Annotated in this window: 17 protein-coding genes; 10 read left to right on the forward strand and 7 right to left on the reverse strand. The window is 63.0% G+C overall.

Going from position 1 to position 16,201, the window contains the following annotated elements; genetic code table 11:
• The 5 genes from QZ190_RS01695 to QZ190_RS01715 form a co-directional block, all read right to left on the reverse strand.
• Nucleotides 1-389 (reverse strand): DMT family transporter (locus QZ190_RS01695; RefSeq protein WP_291912825.1); only part of this gene is annotated, 389 nt, incomplete at its 3' end.
• 19 nt (nt 390-408) lie between these two features.
• Complete coding sequence (locus tag QZ190_RS01700) at nt 409-1,047, reverse strand: trimeric intracellular cation channel family protein (RefSeq protein WP_291912827.1); 639 nt, start codon at nt 1,045-1,047, stop codon at nt 409-411.
• 11 nt (nt 1,048-1,058) lie between these two features.
• A complete protein-coding gene (locus QZ190_RS01705) occupies nt 1,059-2,399 on the reverse strand; it encodes a DASH family cryptochrome (RefSeq protein ID WP_291912830.1) in 1,341 nt (446 codons plus the stop codon).
• Between the two features lie 3 nt (nt 2,400-2,402).
• Nucleotides 2,403-4,001, reverse strand: a complete 1,599-nt coding sequence (locus QZ190_RS01710) for a cryptochrome/deoxyribodipyrimidine photo-lyase family protein (protein ID WP_291912832.1) — start codon at nt 3,999-4,001, stop codon at nt 2,403-2,405.
• Nucleotides 3,998-4,585: a hypothetical protein gene (locus QZ190_RS01715; RefSeq protein WP_291912834.1), complete on the reverse strand. Its 588-nt coding sequence runs from the start codon at nt 4,583-4,585 to the stop codon at nt 3,998-4,000. The genes QZ190_RS01710 and QZ190_RS01715 overlap by 4 nt, the downstream gene beginning before the upstream one ends.
• 129 nt (nt 4,586-4,714) lie before the next feature.
• On the opposite strand from QZ190_RS01715, the gene QZ190_RS01720 reads away from it, so the two are divergent.
• Nucleotides 4,715-5,209, forward strand: a complete 495-nt coding sequence (locus QZ190_RS01720; protein ID WP_291912836.1) for an Rrf2 family transcriptional regulator — start codon at nt 4,715-4,717, stop codon at nt 5,207-5,209.
• A gap of 23 nt (nt 5,210-5,232) precedes the next feature.
• On the opposite strand, the gene QZ190_RS01725 is transcribed toward QZ190_RS01720, so the two are convergent.
• A complete protein-coding gene (locus tag QZ190_RS01725; protein WP_291912838.1) occupies nt 5,233-5,607 on the reverse strand; it encodes a DUF2237 domain-containing protein in 375 nt (124 codons plus the stop codon).
• 204 nt (nt 5,608-5,811) lie between these two features.
• Between QZ190_RS01725 and QZ190_RS01730 the strand changes: the two genes are divergently transcribed.
• The 5 genes from QZ190_RS01730 (at nt 5,812) to QZ190_RS01750 (ending at nt 11,639) form a co-directional block, all read left to right on the forward strand.
• Nucleotides 5,812-7,575, forward strand: a complete 1,764-nt coding sequence (locus QZ190_RS01730) for an alpha/beta fold hydrolase (protein ID WP_291912840.1) — start codon at nt 5,812-5,814, stop codon at nt 7,573-7,575.
• A 9-nt stretch (nt 7,576-7,584) separates the two neighbouring features.
• On the forward strand, nt 7,585-7,836 hold the full coding sequence (locus QZ190_RS01735) for a DUF2789 family protein (protein WP_291912841.1): 252 nt from the start codon (nt 7,585-7,587) through the stop codon (nt 7,834-7,836).
• Between the two features lie 132 nt (nt 7,837-7,968).
• Nucleotides 7,969-8,724: a sulfite exporter TauE/SafE family protein gene (locus tag QZ190_RS01740; RefSeq protein WP_291912843.1), complete on the forward strand. Its 756-nt coding sequence runs from the start codon at nt 7,969-7,971 to the stop codon at nt 8,722-8,724.
• A gap of 30 nt (nt 8,725-8,754) precedes the next feature.
• Entirely contained in the window at nt 8,755-9,741 is a 987-nt protein-coding gene (locus QZ190_RS01745) for an NADPH:quinone reductase (protein ID WP_291912846.1), read from the forward strand.
• 137 nt (nt 9,742-9,878) lie between these two features.
• Complete coding sequence (locus QZ190_RS01750) at nt 9,879-11,639, forward strand: ABC transporter transmembrane domain-containing protein (RefSeq protein ID WP_291912847.1); 1,761 nt, start codon at nt 9,879-9,881, stop codon at nt 11,637-11,639.
• 89 nt (nt 11,640-11,728) lie between these two features.
• Here QZ190_RS01750 and QZ190_RS01755 read toward each other — a convergent pair whose 3' ends face one another.
• On the reverse strand, nt 11,729-11,926 hold the full coding sequence (locus QZ190_RS01755) for a hypothetical protein (RefSeq protein WP_291912848.1): 198 nt from the start codon (nt 11,924-11,926) through the stop codon (nt 11,729-11,731).
• Nucleotides 11,927-12,042: 116 nt separating this feature from the next.
• Between QZ190_RS01755 and QZ190_RS01760 the strand changes: the two genes are divergently transcribed.
• The 4 genes from QZ190_RS01760 to QZ190_RS01775 are packed head-to-tail and all read left to right on the forward strand — an operon-like array spanning nt 12,043 to nt 16,193.
• Nucleotides 12,043-12,957 carry a polyprenyl synthetase family protein gene (locus tag QZ190_RS01760; RefSeq protein ID WP_291912849.1) on the forward strand — a complete coding sequence of 305 codons (915 nt, stop codon included), beginning with the start codon at nt 12,043-12,045 and terminating at the stop codon, nt 12,955-12,957.
• A gap of 32 nt (nt 12,958-12,989) precedes the next feature.
• Nucleotides 12,990-14,201 carry a methyltransferase gene (locus QZ190_RS01765; RefSeq protein WP_291912850.1) on the forward strand — a complete coding sequence of 404 codons (1,212 nt, stop codon included), beginning with the start codon at nt 12,990-12,992 and terminating at the stop codon, nt 14,199-14,201.
• 37 nt (nt 14,202-14,238) lie between these two features.
• A complete protein-coding gene (gene bchC / locus QZ190_RS01770; protein WP_291912851.1) occupies nt 14,239-15,192 on the forward strand; it encodes a chlorophyll synthesis pathway protein BchC in 954 nt (317 codons plus the stop codon).
• Complete coding sequence (locus tag QZ190_RS01775; protein WP_291912852.1) at nt 15,189-16,193, forward strand: chlorophyllide a reductase iron protein subunit X; 1,005 nt, start codon at nt 15,189-15,191, stop codon at nt 16,191-16,193. The genes bchC and QZ190_RS01775 overlap by 4 nt, the downstream gene beginning before the upstream one ends.
• Nucleotides 16,194-16,201 lie beyond the last annotated feature (8 nt).

A 16,201-nucleotide genomic window follows, 5' to 3' on the forward strand; every position in this document is an offset into this window, starting at 1 on the left:
AGCCACGGAAAACGCCCGTCGCGCTGGTGGTTGAGCAAGTTGGCGGCGATGGCAATGACCACGGGCAGCGTGCCAATGATCATGGTGGGCAGCGCCCCACCTGCACGCAAGATGGCGCTGGACAGGAACAGGTAATACAGCACGTTGCCAATCGCCGCCAGTTTCAAAGCGGCCAGCCAGTCGCTGGGGGTCAGACGCCGGATGTCGGCGCGGTCGATGTAGGCCAGTGGCAAGGCGATCAGGCCAAAGGCCAGATAACGTCCAAAGGTTTGCAAGGCAGCCGGGTAGTCGGGCAGCAGCAGCGGGCCTACAAACACGAGGCCCCACAGCATGCCAGCCGCCAAGGAAAAGAAGATGCCGCCTGTCAGGGCGGCTGGATGCTTGGACATGAAGATGATGGAAAAATGTTCAGGTTCGCCAGGCGGGCAGTTGCCAGTTGCGCCACAAGGCCAGGGCTCGCAGCCCCACCGTGACCAGCACGCAGCTCAGCAGGGCCAGCCAGCCGGGTGCTTCAACGGACCACAGGCCCACATAGACCCAGCCACCCGCAAAGGCGCAGACGGCATAAGGACGGTGGTCTTTGAAGGCGGTGGGGATTTCGTTGCACACCATGTCGCGCAGCACGCCGCCAAACACGCCTGTGATCAGGCCCATGAGCACGGCCACCACAGGCGGCATGAGGGCCTGCAGTGCGTGGTGCACGCCGGTTGCGGTGAAGAGGCCCAGCCCCAAGGCGTCGGGCCAGAGGATGGCTTTTTCGGTGACTTCAAAATGGCGCTGGCGCATGAAGACCATGGCCATCACACAAAGGGCCAAAACGCCCCAAAGCATTTCGGTGTGCTGCACCCAAAAGAAAGGGCGCTGGTCGAGGAGCAGGTCGCGCAATGTGCCGCCGCCAAACGCGGCCAGAAAAGCCACCACACACACGCCCACCGCGTCGAGCCGCTTGCGCGCCGCTTCCATCAGGCCCGACAGCGCAAAGGCGGCAGTGGCCGACAGCTCGACCAGCAGGCGCAGAGTGTCTCCCCAAGTTTGAATGGCATACATGCCCGCAATTATCAGGCCAGCCAGACTTGCCGATAGCGCCCTTGCGCGTCGTGGTCCTGGGTTTGTTTGGTGGGGTTGAAGCGTCGGCCCACACGCGGGTCGGTGCCGCGGCCGCTCACGTACAGCCAGTTGCCTTGGTTGCTCTGCACATCGTAGTCCACCAGCTGCGACTCGAACCAGGCCGCGCCTGCGCGCCAGTCGCAAGACAGGTCATGAACCAAGAAGCTCGCCACGATCTGGCGCATGCGGTTGGAGGTAAAACCCGTGGCGGCCAACTCGCGCATGCCCGCGTCCACGATGGGCTCGCCGGTTTGGCCGTTGCACCAGCGCTGAAAGTCTTTGGGGAAGTGTGAGGGTTGGGGCAGGTTCGACAAGCCCCGTGCCGCATAGAGTTGGGAGCCGTGCTGCAAATGCAGCATGCGGAAGTTGTCGCGCCACAGCAGCTCAAACCAGAGCCAATAAGTGCCGTCGTTGCTGCCGTGTATTTGTTCGTAGGCGTGGAGTTCTGCCCAAATGCGGCGGGCCGACAACGCGCCCGTGGCCAACCAAGGCGACCAGTGGCTGCTGGTGTGCTGGCCTTGCAGGGCGTTGCGGGTTTGTTTGTAGCGGTCGGGCCAAGGGGGTGTGAGGTAGCTTCTCAGGTGGGCCAAGGCGCTGACTTCGCCGCCTCGGCTGGCCGCTTGGGTGTAGGGAAAGTTCGAGCGTGGGTGCGCGTCCTCTTGCTCATTGCCCTCGGTGTGGGCTTGCAGCAGTGTGAAGGGGTCTTCAGTCCAGCCGGACAAGCTGGCCCATGCGCTTGAGGGCTCATTCGGAGGCGCTGGCAGCAGGGTGGGCGCTGGCAGCGGTGCCAAGGGCTGGAGCCGTGCCGATTCGATGCGCTGGCGAAACTCGGTGAAGACCTGCGGCATGTCTTCGGCTGCAAAAGGCAGGGCGTCGGGTTCGAGCAGGCTGGACTGCCACAGGGTTTTGACCGTGAGGCCCGCGTTGATCAGGGCTTGCACTTGGGCCTCTTCTTCGGGCGCGGCGATGTCTTCGCAAAACACGGTGTCGGCTTGCATCAAGCGTGCACAGGCAGGCAGCACCTCGGCCACGGGGCCGTGCAGCAAGACCAGTTTCTGACCTAGGGCCTGCAATGAACTGTGCAGGTTGAGCAGTGTGTCGACCACAAAGCGCCTGCGGTGCGCACCCATGCGGCGAAAGCCCCAGGCGGTGGACTCGTCTTGCACGGGTTCGTGCACATAAACCAGCAGCAGGGCTTGTTGCTCCGCCTGCGCGTGCTCAACGGCTTGCTGCAGTGCGCGTTGGTCGTGCAAGCGCAAGTCGTTTCGAAACCAGTAGATGGTGGTGCGCATGTTTTAAAAGTCAAAGCCCAGCTGAGCGCTGGGTGGGGTGATGTCTGAAGAGGACTTGGCCGACTTTCGGCGGCCGGCCTTGGGGGTGTCCGTGTCGCGGGTGAACACGTCACGTTGTGCGCCGTTGCCATATTTGCGCGAAGCGTGTTTTTCGACGATGGCTTTTTTGCCCGCCTTGACATCGGGTTCGGCCCGCCGGGCGTGCAGCGCGGCTTTGGAGTTGCGTGTTGCTTCGGCCAGGTCCACCACGGGCAGGGGAATGTCGGCGTCTGGCCCGCTGCCCACCGTTAGGCCGAAGTGGCGCTGCACTTCAGGAGGCATGAGCCAAGGCTCGAACAGCCAGGTGTCAGGCACGCGGCGCATGTGGGGCAGCCAGCGGCGCACAAAGATGCCTTTGGGGTCGTGGTCTTGCGCTTGTTTGATGGGGTTGTACACCCGTGTGGTGTTGATGCCGGTGGTACCCGACTGCATTTGCAACTGGCTCCAGTGGATACCGGGTTCGTAATCCAGAAACTGCGTGGCCAGCCAATGGCCCACGGGCCGCCAGTCCAGCCACAGCGGATAAGCCGCCACCGACACCAGCATGGCCCGCATGCGGAAGTTGAGCCAACCTGTTTCGTGCAGCATGACCACACAAGCGTCCACCATGGGCCAGCCTGTGCGGGCTGAGGTCAGGGCCGAAAAGTGGGCGTCGTTCCAGCCGTCTTCACGCAGGCCATCGTAACCCCGGTGCATGTTTCGCCACTCGATTTCGGGCTCGCTTTCGAGTTTTTGGATGAAGTGGCAATGCCAATACAAGCGGCTGATGAAACCGATCAGGCCCGCCCGGTGCCTGCCCGCTTGCGGCGGCAGGGCGTCTAAAGCAGTGCGGGTGCTTTGCACCACCTCGCGCATGCTGATGCAGCCCCAGGCCAAGTAGGCCGAAATGCGCGAACAGGCGGTGGGCGATGACAAGGGCGATGAAATGCCACCTCGGTAACCCAGCGCCCGGGCATCCAGAAAGCTGTGCAAGGTCTCCAAACCCAGTCGACGGCCGCCGCGCTGGCGCTGGGTGGGGTTGTGCTGCAGACCGGGAGGCGGGGTCATCACCTCGGGGCCTGAATGGTTGGGCGCATGAAAAAAGTGCAACGGGGGCAAAACCGCTTGCGGCGCGGCCATGTGCGCTTCCCAGCGGGCTTGCCAGGTGTTGCGGCTTTTCAGACGCCGCACCACGCCAAACTGAGGCAACTCGGTCCGGCCCACACCCGCACTGCGGCACCACGCGCCCACTTGCAGGTCACGTTCGTAGGTGAAGGCATTGCCGGTTTCTTCGTGCGCCACCAGTTCGGCAAACGGGGCTTGCGCATGCAGGGCCGCCAGCACCTGCACCGCAGGCCCCACGCGCACCTGCAAGCTGCCGCCCAGCGCTTGCAGTTCTTCGTGCAGTTCACACAAAGATTCGCGCACAAATTCAAAGTGCTGCAAGGCCGCATCGGGCTGCGCCCACAGACCCGGCTCCACGATGTACAGGCACAGCACCGGCCCCTGCTCGGCAGCGTGTGCCAGTGCCGCATGGTCGTGCAGACGCAGGTCGCGTTTGAACCAGACAACGCGGTACGTCATGGCTGCGCCCCGAGGGCTGAAACGGGACCCAATCCGCCGGGCCCCGCGCCATAACGCGCCGGGTCGACCGACACGCAAGCGAGCAAGGCCTGAGGCAGATCGGGCGCTTGCTGGCGCAGGTAGCGGCGCACAAAGTCGCCGCTGTGCCAGGGCGCGGTGGAGCCGCTCCACACCGCCTGGTCTTGCACGCGCCACTGCCCAGATTGCAGGCGCAAAACCACCAGCGTGGGCTTGAGGACGTCAAATGCCACCTCAGCCACGCTCCAGTCGCCCAGCTGCTGCAGCTGCAGCCAACGCGCACTTTGCGAGTCGGGCAGGCTGTGCTGCTGGATCACAGGCAGTATGGCGCGTGTGGTGGGGCTGTCCGGGGTGCTTTCCGTCGGGCTGTCGGTGGGCCAGCTGCTCACAGGCGTGCAATCTCGGCGCAGCGCAAGCCACTGCTCGGCGGCCCAGCCGTGGACGTCCAATCGCTGGCCATTGACCTCCAGCAGACGCATGCCGTCCTGGCGCACCCAGTCCACATGGCTGTCGATGACCAGCCAGGTGGTCAGTGCCACCATCACGGCGGCCACATGGCGTTTCATGCGCCACCACCCGGGTCCGTTTGTAGTGCTATTTCAGGCATGTTCAATGAATTTACGGCTATTTTGAAAATTATGGGTTGTTTTGTGACTGCTTGGTCATAGAATATCTCATCGTTAACGGAGAACGTCATGATCCAGAAGAAAACCGTCAAAGCCCTTGACATCGCTGTGTTCATCACCTCGCGTGCGGTGGTCAAGCCTGTGACCACCGAAGAGATCGCCCATGGCCTGAGCTTGTCGTCTTCGTACACCGAATCGATTCTGAAGGAGCTGCGCGAGGCAGGCCTGATCCGTGCGCACCGCGGCCCGGGCGGCGGCTACCAGATCCGGGGCAACCCCGAAGACATCAGCCTGTGGGATGTGGTGCAGCACTTCGAAGAAGTCCACAGCTTCGACGCCCTCTACCCCGAAGGCGACCACCCCATGAAGGCCCTGGAAAGCGACATCCAGAGCAACATGCAAGCCCTGCTGCAGGCGCAAACCCTGTCCGATGTGGCTGTGCCCTTCATGCCTCGTGATGCTCGCGTCACGTCCATGTTGGGTCAGTTCCGCTTGAAGCCTCTGCCCGCACCGGTCATGCCGCGCGCGCCTAACTCGGTGTTCCAGCTCAGCATGATGATGTGAACAACCCACCCCCCGTGGGTTTTTCAGTGGGTGGTCCAGGCGAACTCGCGCAGTTGCTCCAGGGTCACGTACTGCAGGGCTTTTTGGTGCGTGCACTCGAGCACCACATGCGGGGCCACCCCGGCCTGAAAGGCTTCGAGCCAGCGCAGCGCACACAGGCACCAACGGTCACCCGCTTTCAAGCCTGCAAAGCGGTGTTCGGGGCGAGGCGTGATCAGGTCGTTGCCACGCGAGAGTGAAAAATCCAGAAAAGCCTGCGTGACTTTGGCGCAGATCACATGGGTGCCTGCGTCCTCATCGCTGGTGTTGCAGCAGCCGTCCCTGAAGAAACCCGTCAGCGGGTCATAGGAGCAGGGGATCAATTCGCCACCGAGAACGTTCAAACCGGAGCGAGTCATGGGTGTCCAAGAGCAAGTGATGAAGGGAGTCGTATTGTGTGTGTCCTGTCGTACCGAGTCTGTCGCCTTGGTCAAAGGGTGTGCGGTCTGCAGGGTTTTTCGGGGCAAGCCCCCAAGCGAATCGTGAAACAGATGCCAAAAATAGATCCAAAACAGACCTAAAGGCAGATGTCGAAAGCAGGACCAGCGTCCTAGCATGGGCGGGTGAACACATCACCTGCCCGCTCACCCGCCCACAAACACACCCACTGGCCCAGTGACCACCCCGGGCCCATGCTCGACCGGTGGGCGCACGCCCAGCTCTCGCCCTTCACGCGGGGGGTCTCCACCGCTTCGCTGCGCATGGCGTTTGACGACTGGTTGACCCACTTGTCACACAACCCGGCCGAGCAGCTCAAGCTCTTGCAAAGGGCCATGCAAAGTAGCCAGCAGTGGTGGGGCTTTGTGACACAAGCGCAGCAGCCCCATTGCAAACCCTGCATTGAGCCCCCGGTCCATGACACCCGTTTCGCCCACTCGAGCTGGCAAAACTGGCCCTTCAACGCGCTCAGCCAAGGCTTTTTACTGACCCAACAATGGTGGCAAGACGCCTGCTTGGGCGTGCGCGGTGTCTCGCCACACCACGAGGCAGTGGTCCATTTCACGGTGCGCCAAATGCTGGACATGGTCTCGCCCGCCAACTTCTGGTTGAGCAACCCCGAGGTGCTGGAGCGGACCCAAAAAACCAGCGGTGCCAATTTGCGTCAGGGTCTGCAGAACTGGCTTGAAGATGTGCAGCGCTGGCAAGCGGGTGCACCGCCCCCCGGGAGCGAGGCTTACCGCGTGGGGCATGAGGTGGCCATCACCCCCGGTCAGGTCATCTACCGCAACCACCTCATTGAGTTGATCCAGTACAGCCCCAGCACCGCGCAGGTGCGGCCCGAGCCGGTGTTGATCGTGCCCTCGTGGATCATGAAGTACTACATCCTGGACTTGTCGCCGCACAATTCTTTGGTCCAACACCTGGTGGGTCAGGGCCACACGGTGTTCGCCATGTCCTGGACCAACCCGGGCGCACAGGACCGTGACTTGTCGATGGACGACTACCTGCACATGGGCGTGATGGATGCGCTCCATGTGCTGGGCGAGGTGCTGCCGGATCGCCCGGTGCGCGCCGTGGGGTATTGCCTGGGCGGCACGCTGCTGGCCATTGCGGCGGCGGCCATGGCCCGCGATGGCGACCAACGCCTGGCCAGCGTGACGCTGATCGCGGCCCAAACCGACTTCAGCGAACCGGGCGAGCTGGCGCTGTTCATCGACGACAGCCAGGTGGCGCACCTCGAGGACATCATGTGGGACCGGGGCTATCTGGACAGCTCGCAAATGGCCGGGGCTTTCCAGTGGCTCAACTCCAATGACCTGATCTGGTCGCGAATGCTGCGCGACTATTTGTTGGGCGAGCGCAGCCCGCTGAGCGACCTGATGGCCTGGAATGCGGATGGCACGCGTTTGCCCTACCGCATGCATACCGAATACTTGCGTCGCCTATTTCTGAACAACGACCTGGCCAGTGGGCGCTATCCAGTGGATGGCAAGCCTGTGGCGCTGACGGCCATCCAGTGCCCGATTTACGCCATCGGCACAGTCCGTGACCATGTGGCCCCTTGGCGATCGGTGCACAAACTGCATTTGCTCACCAACGTGGACACCACCTTTGTACTGACTTCGGGTGGGCACAACGTGGGCATTGTCAATCCGCCCGGGTTGGCGGGGCGCAACTTCCAGGCGCTGACCCGTCTCCACGATGGCCCTTACTTGGACCCAGAAGCCTGGTTGCAGGCAGCGCCTTCGCATGAGGGCTCGTGGTGGCCGCACTGGTTCGGCTGGCTGCAAGACCATTCGGGACCGCCCGAGCGGCCACCCACCATGGGTGCGCCAAGCGCGCCACCGCTGTGCCCGGCACCGGGGACCTACGTTTTGCAAAAATAAAAGAGCGGCATGGAAAAAAATCAGCACGCATTTCACGAACTGTTTGCACAACTGGGCCTGCCCAGCGACGCGCTCAGCATTGCGCTGTTTGTGCAAACGCACAGCCCTTTGCCAGGGCGTGTCGCCTTGCCCGATGCCGATTTCTGGAGCCCCGCGCAGGCTGATTTTTTGCGTGAGAGCTTGCTACAGGACAACGGATGGGCCCATCAGGTAGATGCCTTGAGCGAAGCCTTGCGAGGCTCTGAAAGCGGCCTGGATTGAGGCTTGTAGCCAGCCAATTGCGTGGTGCTTGCGTTGGCATGTGTGCCCGGATGGCCCGTAAAGTGGCTGTCAAAGTGCGGGACAGGGGCTGAGACCTTGGGCCGTTAAGATGGCCCCACAAACTGCCAGCCCATGAACTTCCCGCTCATCACCGACCCGTTTTTTTACACGATCGCCGTGCCCGCCGTGTTGCTGTTGGGTTTGAGCAAAAGCGGTTTTGGTGCCGGCTTTGGCTCTTTGGCCGTGCCCATGATGGCTCTGGCCGTCACGGTGCCGCAGGCCGCTGCGATTTTGATGCCCGTTTTGCTGGTGATGGACCTGCTGGGCATGGCCGCTTTTCGCAAGGACGTGGACAAGGCCTTGCTGCGCTTCATGGTGCCCTTTGCCATGCTGGGCATTGTGCTGGGGGCTTTGTTGTTCAAACTGCTGGATGCCCAAAAAGTGGCGGCCATTGTGGGCGCTTTCACCTTGCTGTTTTTGGCGCAGCAAATGCTGTTCAAGCCTGCCCCCAACGGGCCGCCGCCGCCGCGCTGGCTGGGCGGTTTGCTGCTCATCACCTCGGGCTTCACCAGCTTCATTGCGCACGCGGGTGGGCCGCCGGTCAACGCTTACGTGATGCGCCTGAAGCTCAAGCCCATCCTCTTCACCGGGACGCTCGCGTACCTGTTTTTCTTCATCAACATGGCCAAGTGGGTGCCTTACGCCTGGTTGGGTTTGCTGGATTGGCGCAACTTTGCAACGTCGTTGGTGCTCTTGCCGCTGGCCCCCATCGGCGTGTGGATGGGCGTGCGCCTGGCGCGGCGCATCCAGCCCGATTTGTTTTACCGCCTGATCCGCCTGGGCATGTTCCTCACGGGCTGCAAGCTCTTGTGGGATGGCTGGCGTTGAGTCGTTTTTTAATTCTCAAGGAGACCTTTCATGAAAGCAGCCTGGTACAGCCGCAACGGCGAAGCCCAAGACGTGATGCAGGTGGGCGAGTTGCCTACACCCAGCCCCCAGGCCGGTGAGGTGCTGGTGCGCTTGTCCACCTCGGGCGTGAACCCCTCAGACGTCAAGTCGCGCCGAGCCCGTCCGGTGAACGATCCGCTGGTCGTGCCGCACAGCGACGGGGCAGGCGTGATCGACGCCGTGGGCGATGGCGTGCCCGCCTCGCGCGTGGGCGAGCGGGTGTGGGTCTGGAACGGGCAGTGGCAGCGCCCCATGGGCACCTGCGCCCAGTACATCGCTTTGCCCGCTGCGCAGGCCGTGGCCTTGCCCGAGGGCACAGACTTTGCCGCCGGGGCCTGCATGGGCATTCCGGGCCTGACGGCGGTGCAGGCCGTCATCCTGGCCGAGCGCCTTTCGGGTGACTTGCGCGGGCAGACGGTCTTGGTCACCGGGGCCTCGTCGGCGGTGGGTCACTACATCACCCAAATGGTGACGCAGGCTGGCGGCCGGGTGATCGGCACGGTGGGCTCGGAGGCCAAGGCCGCGCACGCCCGTGCTGCAGGCATGCAGGAGGCTGTTTTTTACAAAACCGAGTCGGTGCCCGAGTGCGTCAAGGCGCTCACGCAAGGGCGTGGGGCCGATGTGATCATCGACATGGATTTCTCGACCACCGCCGCCTGGGCCTCGGAAGGCGCTTTGGCCCCGCACGGCCAAGTGGTGTGCTACGGCTCGAATGCGCTGGAAGTTCCCCTGCCGTTTCGGCCCTGGCTGTACCAGTCCATGGGCGTGAAGTTCTTTTTGGTCTACGACCTGACGCCCTCTGACCGCCAAACGGCCGTAGCGCGTTTGTCGGGCATGCTGGCTGCCGGGCAGTTGCAGCACAGCATCGGGGCGCGTTATGCGCTGGACCAGGTGGCGCAGGCGCACCGCACGGTGGAAGCAGGGCAGACGGTGGGCAATGTGGTGATCGATTTGTGAAGCGGGCGCGGTGGCAACTGGACCGGGCAGGCCCTGAGTCCATGCCTGCGCTCAGCGCACGGACAGCCGCTGGTTTGCCGTTATGCTTGATGGGCTCACAAGCTTTCCCGTTTTTGTCTTGGTTTTTCTGATCGTTCATGGCTGCAACTCCCAAATCGCTCTCGGGCCTGGCCCCTTTTTTCAAGCCCTACCGCGTGGCCTTGGGTGTGGCGGCCCTGTTCCTCTTGCTGGCCGCAGGCACCACGCTGGCCTTTCCCTGGGTTTTGCGCCAGCTGATTGACCAAGGCCTGGCCAGTGGCGCACCGGCCGATCAGTTGTCGGGCAATTTCTTGCAGCTGTTTGGTGTGGCAGCCGCTTTGGCGGTGTTTTCGGCAGGGCGTTATTACACCGTGAGTTGGCTGGGCGAGCGCATCACCGCCGACCTGCGCAACGCTGTGTACGGCCATGTGCTCAAGCAAAGCCCGGCTTTTTTTGAGACCACGCAGTCGGGTGAAGTGCTCTCGCGCCTCACCAACGACACCACCTTGGTGCAAACCGTCGTGGGCTCATCGTTTTCGATGGGCTTGCGCAACCTGGTCATGGGCACCGGGGCACTGATCATGCTGGTGTGGACCAACCCGGTGCTGATGCTGCAGGTGGTGGCGGTGCTGGTGGCGGTGATTTTTCCGAGTGTTTATTTGGGTCGCCGCGTGCGCCGCCTCTCGCGCACCAACCAGGACCGCGTGGCCGATTCAAGCGCCATCGCCTCCGAAGTGCTCAACGCCATCAGCGTTGTGCAAAGCTACACCGCCGAAGGCCGCGAAACGCGCCGCTTCATCGACTCCACTCTGCGCGCCCTGAGCTCCGCCTTGGGCCGCATCCGCGCCCGTGCGGTGCTGGTGGGCTTCATCATCATGGCTTCAAGCGCCGTCTTGCTCTGGGGCTTGTACATGGGCACGCTGGCCGTGCGCGCGGGCACCAGCACCGCAGGCCAGCTGGGCGAGACGGTGTTTTATGTCATCTTGCTGGCCAGCGCCTTTGCGGTGCTGGGCGAGGTGTACGGCGACTTGCTGCGCGCAGCGGGTGCGACCGAGCGCCTGATGGAGTTGCTGCACACCGAGTCGAATCTGAAGATCGCAGCCCAGCCGCAACAAGCGCCTTGGCCGCAAGGCGGCTCGTCTTTGCAGCTCGAGTCGGTGCGCTTTCATTACCCATCGCGCCCTGACACCTGGGCGCTGGACCAGCTCACGGGCCAAATCCACCCCGGACAGACCGTGGCCGTGGTGGGCCCGAGCGGCGCGGGCAAAACCACCTTGTTCGATTTGTTGATGCGCTTTCACGACCCGCAGTCGGGCCGCATTGTGCTCGACGGTGTGCCGATCGACCAAATGGACCTGCACGCCCTGCGCGAGCGCATGGCCATCGTGCCGCAGGAACCCGTGATTTTTTCGGGCACCGTGATCGAGAACATCCGCTACGGCCGCCCCGACGCCAGCCTGGAAGACGTGCACGCCGCAGCCGAGGCCGCTTATGCGCAAGAGTTCATCCGCGAACTGCCCGAGGGTTTTGATACCTATTTGGGCGACCGGGGCGTGCGTTTGTCGGGCGGTCAACGCCAGCGCATCGCCATAGCACGGGCCATTTTGAAAAACCCGCCGCTTTTGCTGCTGGACGAAGCCACCAGCGCGCTCGATGCGCAAAGCGAAAAAATGGTGCAAGCCGCCCTCGACAAAGCCATGGTCGGCCGCACCACGCTGGTGATTGCCCACCGTCTGGCCACGGTGCAACGCGCCGATGTGATCTGGGTACTCGAGCGCGGCCGCCTGATGGAGCAGGGCACCCACGCCGAGCTGCAAGCCAAAGGCGGGCTCTACGCCAGCCTGGCGGCGCTTCAGTTCAACATCCCCTCAGGCCACTGAAGTCGTCCTTGTAGGCACCTACCCCGTGGGCGGTCGGCGTGGCGCAAGCCCCAAAACTGCCCCAAAACCCTCTGGCACAGGCGCGTGACTCACGACTTCTTGTCTGTAGCGTCTGTTGCTTGCTGGGCAGCCGCTTCCTGATCCTGCGCATCCTGCGCCTCTTGCGCCGCCTTTTCCCGCGCCCGCTGCTGGCGCGTTTGCTCCTGCGCCTTGCGCACGTCGTGCATTTGCCAAAAGGCAAACACGAACACCAGGCCAAAAATGCCCAGTTCCAACCAAATTCCCATGGCTTGACCTTCCGTGTGTGGGTGTGTCAATAAAGGTTGACAGTATGAATTATCAGGTTATATTGACACTCATGCCTGTCAGTTCATGTTGACAGGTCTTCCCATTCGGAGGTCCCATGAGTCTGTTGACACGCGCCGAACAAGCTTTGAGCTCCCATTTTGAGCAAGCCGCCGGTGTGGGCTCGCCTTCCCGGCTGGTGGCGGCCATGCGGCATGCGGTGTTTTCGGGCGGCGCACGCATCCGCCCGCAGCTGTGCATGGCGGTGGCCACTGCCTGTGGCGACGACGCGCCCCAGTTGACCAACGCCGCCGCTGTGGCCCTGGAGTTGATGCATTGCGCCTCTTTGGTGCACGACGACATGCCCGCCTTTGACAACGCCGACACCCGGCGCGGCCGCCCCACAGTGCACAAGGCCTTCAGTGAGCCGCTGGCGCTGTTGGCCGGTGATGGCCTGATCGTCATGGCCTACCGTGTCTTGCTGCAAGCCGGCGCGCAGCGGCCTGATCGCCTGATTGCCCTGATGGACAACATGACCACCGGCGTGGGCCTGCCCAATGGCATCGTGGCCGGGCAAGCCTGGGAGTGCGAGACCAGCGCGGACCTGGGCCAGTACCAACGCGCCAAAACAGGGGCTTTGTTCGTCTCGGCCACTTGCGCGGGTGCGCTCAGCTGCGGTTACGAGCCCGAGCCATGGGCGCCATTGGGAGCCTATTTGGGCGAGGCCTACCAAGTGGCCGACGACATCCGCGATGTGATCGCCGATGCCGCTACCTTGGGCAAGCCTGCAGGGCAAGACGCGTTGCACGCCCGCCCCAGCTCGGCCCAGGCGCTGGGCCTTGATGGGGCCATTGCCCACTTTGACCACCTGATCGAGCAGGCCGCCTCGTCGATTCCAGCCTGCTCGTGCCGCGACATGTTGCGTCAGTTGGTGCAACTCGAAGCCGAACGCCTCGTGCCCAAGGCCTTGTGTGAAGGCTATTTCAAGACCCACCCGGCCGTCGCCCCGGCCCGCATCGGTGCCGCGCATTGAGCGCACCAGCTGCCAGACGCGAAGGAAGCCGCATGTCACAACCCCTGGATCTGGCCGCCTTGCAGGCCCCCGCAGCCCCCACTTTCAAGGACGCCTGGCAGGCCCGTCTCGAGCGCTGGTATGCGCACCCTGGCCTGTACCGCTGGTCATTGGGCAACCCCCTCACACGCTGGCTCACGCGCCGTCGCACCCGCCAGCTGTTTGATTTGATGGCCGGTTTCGTGCACAGCCAGGTGCTGCTGGGCTGCGTTCGCCTGGACCTGTTTCGCGCCTTGCACCAAGCCCCTGCCAGCTTGACCGATCTGGCCCGTCGCACGGGTCTAGCTCCGGCGGTTTTGCAGCGTTTGCTGCTCTCGGCCGTGGCGCTGGGCCTCTTGGAGCACCGCAGCCAAGGCCGTTTTGGTCTGGGTCCGCTGGGTGTGCCGCTGGCGCAGCACGAGGGCATTGCGCAGATGATCGAGCACAACCACCTGCTCTACCAAGACATGCAGGACCCGGTGCAGTTCCTGAACAACGCCTGGAGCGGCGGCATGGCCGAGTACTGGCCCTATGCCCACGAAAAACCCGCTGTCCACATGCCGGCAGAGCAGGTGGACAAGTTCACCCGCTACTCGCAGCTCATGGCCGCTTCGCAAGGCTTTGTGGTGCAGGAGATCTTGTCGTCCTACTTTTTTGACGAGCACCGCTGCGTGCTCGATGTCGGGGCGGGCAAGGGCCGCTTTGTGAGCGAGTTGGCGGCGCATGCGCCGCACCTGCAGTTCAAGATGTTCGATCTGCCCCCTGTGCTGGCGCTGGCCCGTGAAGGCCTGCAGGCCAAGGGTTTGACGCAGCGTGTGAGCCTTCACCCCGGCAGCTTTCTGGATGACCCCTTGCCCGAAGGCGCGGACCTGATCACCTTGGTGCGCGTGGCGCACGACCACCCCGATGCGGTGGTGCGGCAGATTTTGCAAAAAGCCCATGCCGCTTTGCCCGTAGGCGGCGTCATGTTGCTGGCCGAACCCATGGCCCAACCCGACGAAGAAGCCGGGCAGCCCGAGGCCTCGGTCGACGCCTATTTCCACTTTTACCTCTTGGCCATGGGGGCAGGGCGGCTGCGCACCCCCCAAGAGCTGCAAACCATGATGGAAGAGGCCGGTTTCACCCATGTGGAGCTGGTGCCCAACGCCATGCCCATCCATGCGCGCATCCTTGTGGGGCGCAAATCTCAGTGTTTACCCTTGGTTTCGGGAAAAAGTGTCAATTAGCTTTGACATGTTTTGATGTAAAGCAAAGAATACAACCATGAAATCCCAAGCCGTCGTCTTCAACAGCCCCAAGCAACTGAGCTTGCAGGCCCTGGACTTGCCCGAGCTGCAAGCCGGTCAGCTGGATGTGGCCGTGGAGTTCAGCGGCATCAGCACCGGCACCGAGCGCATGCTCTGGGACGGCAGCATGCCACCCTTCCCGGGTATGGGCTACCCGCTGGTGCCCGGTTACGAGACGGTGGGCCGTGTGGTCCGTGTCGCCTCGGACACCGGCATGCAAGCCGGTCAGCGCGTGTTTGTGCCGGGGGCCAATTGCTTCACCGGCGTCAAAAGCCTGTTTGGTGGTGCGGCTTCGCGCCTGGTGGTGACCGAGCAAAAAGTCGTGCCAGTGGCCGAACACCTCGGCGCCCAATCGGTGCTGCTGGCCTTGGCCGCCACGGCTTACCACGCGGTGTCGGGCGGTGGGCAGCAAGACCCTTTTGAAGCCCCCGAACTCATCGTGGGTCACGGCGTCATGGGCCGCCTGCTGGCCCGTTTGACCGTCGCAGCTGGCCTGCCAGCACCCACCGTGTGGGAAACCCAGGCCCAACGCTCAGCTGGGGCCGAGGGTTACACGGTGGTGCAGCCGCAAGACGACCCGCGCCGCGACTACCGCACCATTTACGACGTGAGCGGCGACGGCAGCCTGCTCAACAGCCTGATCCAGCGCCTGCGCCCCGGTGGCGAATTGGTGTTGGCCGGTTTTTACAAACACGACCTGTCCTTTGCTTACGCCCCGGCCTTCATGCGCGAAGCGCGCATGCGCATCGCCGCCGAGTGGAAGCGCCCGGACCTGTTGGCCGTCAACGAGCTGGTGAACACCGGCCGTTTGTCGCTCGACGGATTGATCACCCACACCCAGCCATCGACGCAAGCTGGTTCTGCCTACGAGACCGCCTTCGGAGATGCGAGCTGTCTCAAGATGATCCTTGATTGGAGTGCCACCGCATGAACACAGATACCACCACCCAGCCCATCAAATTTGTTGAAGTGCTGCGACGCGAGGCCGACGTTGAACCCGACGCCGTGAGCACCTCCGAGGTGACCAAAGAGACACAAATCATTGCCATCTATGGCAAAGGCGGCATTGGCAAAAGCTTCACGCTGGCCAACCTGTCTTACATGATGGCGCAGCAGGGCAAAAAAGTGCTGCTGATCGGTTGCGACCCCAAGAGTGACACCACCAGTTTGCTGTTTGGCGGCAAGGCTTGCCCCACCATCATCGAGACCTCATCGCGCCTCAAACTCTCCGGCCAGGCCGTGAGCATTGGCGACGTGTGTTTCAAGCGCGATGGCGTGTTCGCCATGGAGTTGGGTGGCCCCGAAGTCGGTCGCGGTTGCGGCGGGCGCGGCATCATCCACGGTTTTGAAACCCTCGAAAAACTCGGTTTCCACGACTGGGGTTTTGACTACGTGCTGCTCGACTTTTTGGGCGATGTGGTCTGCGGCGGCTTTGGTCTGCCCATTGCCCGCGACATGTGCCAAAAAGTCATCGTGGTGGCCAGCAACGACTTGCAGTCACTGTACGTCGCCAACAACGTGTGCAGTGCGGTGGAGTATTTCCGCAAACTCGGCGGCAACGTCGGCGTGGCCGGCATGGTCATCAACAAGGACGATGGCACAGGCGAAGCGCAGGCTTTTGCCACCAATGCCGGTATTCCTGTGTTGGCTGCGATCCCCGCTAACGAAGACATCCGCCGCAAGAGCGCCAGCTACGAAATCATCGGCCGCCCCGACGGCGAGTGGGGCCCGCTGTTTGCCGAGCTGGCCAAGAACGTCGCAGAAGCCCCGCCCATGCGTCCGAAACCCCAGACCCAGGACCAGTTGCTGGGCCTGTTCAGCGCCGACGTGGTCGGTCGCAACGTGGTGCTCGAGCCCGCCACCGTGTTCGACATGGTCGGCAAGCACGAAGACATCAAGCCTTCGCTCGAAGTCGTGTACGACGCCGCCTGAGCAGGACA

This window comes from Limnohabitans sp. (assembly GCF_017848645.1).
In the GTDB taxonomy this organism is placed as follows: domain Bacteria; phylum Pseudomonadota; class Gammaproteobacteria; order Burkholderiales; family Burkholderiaceae_C; genus Limnohabitans_A.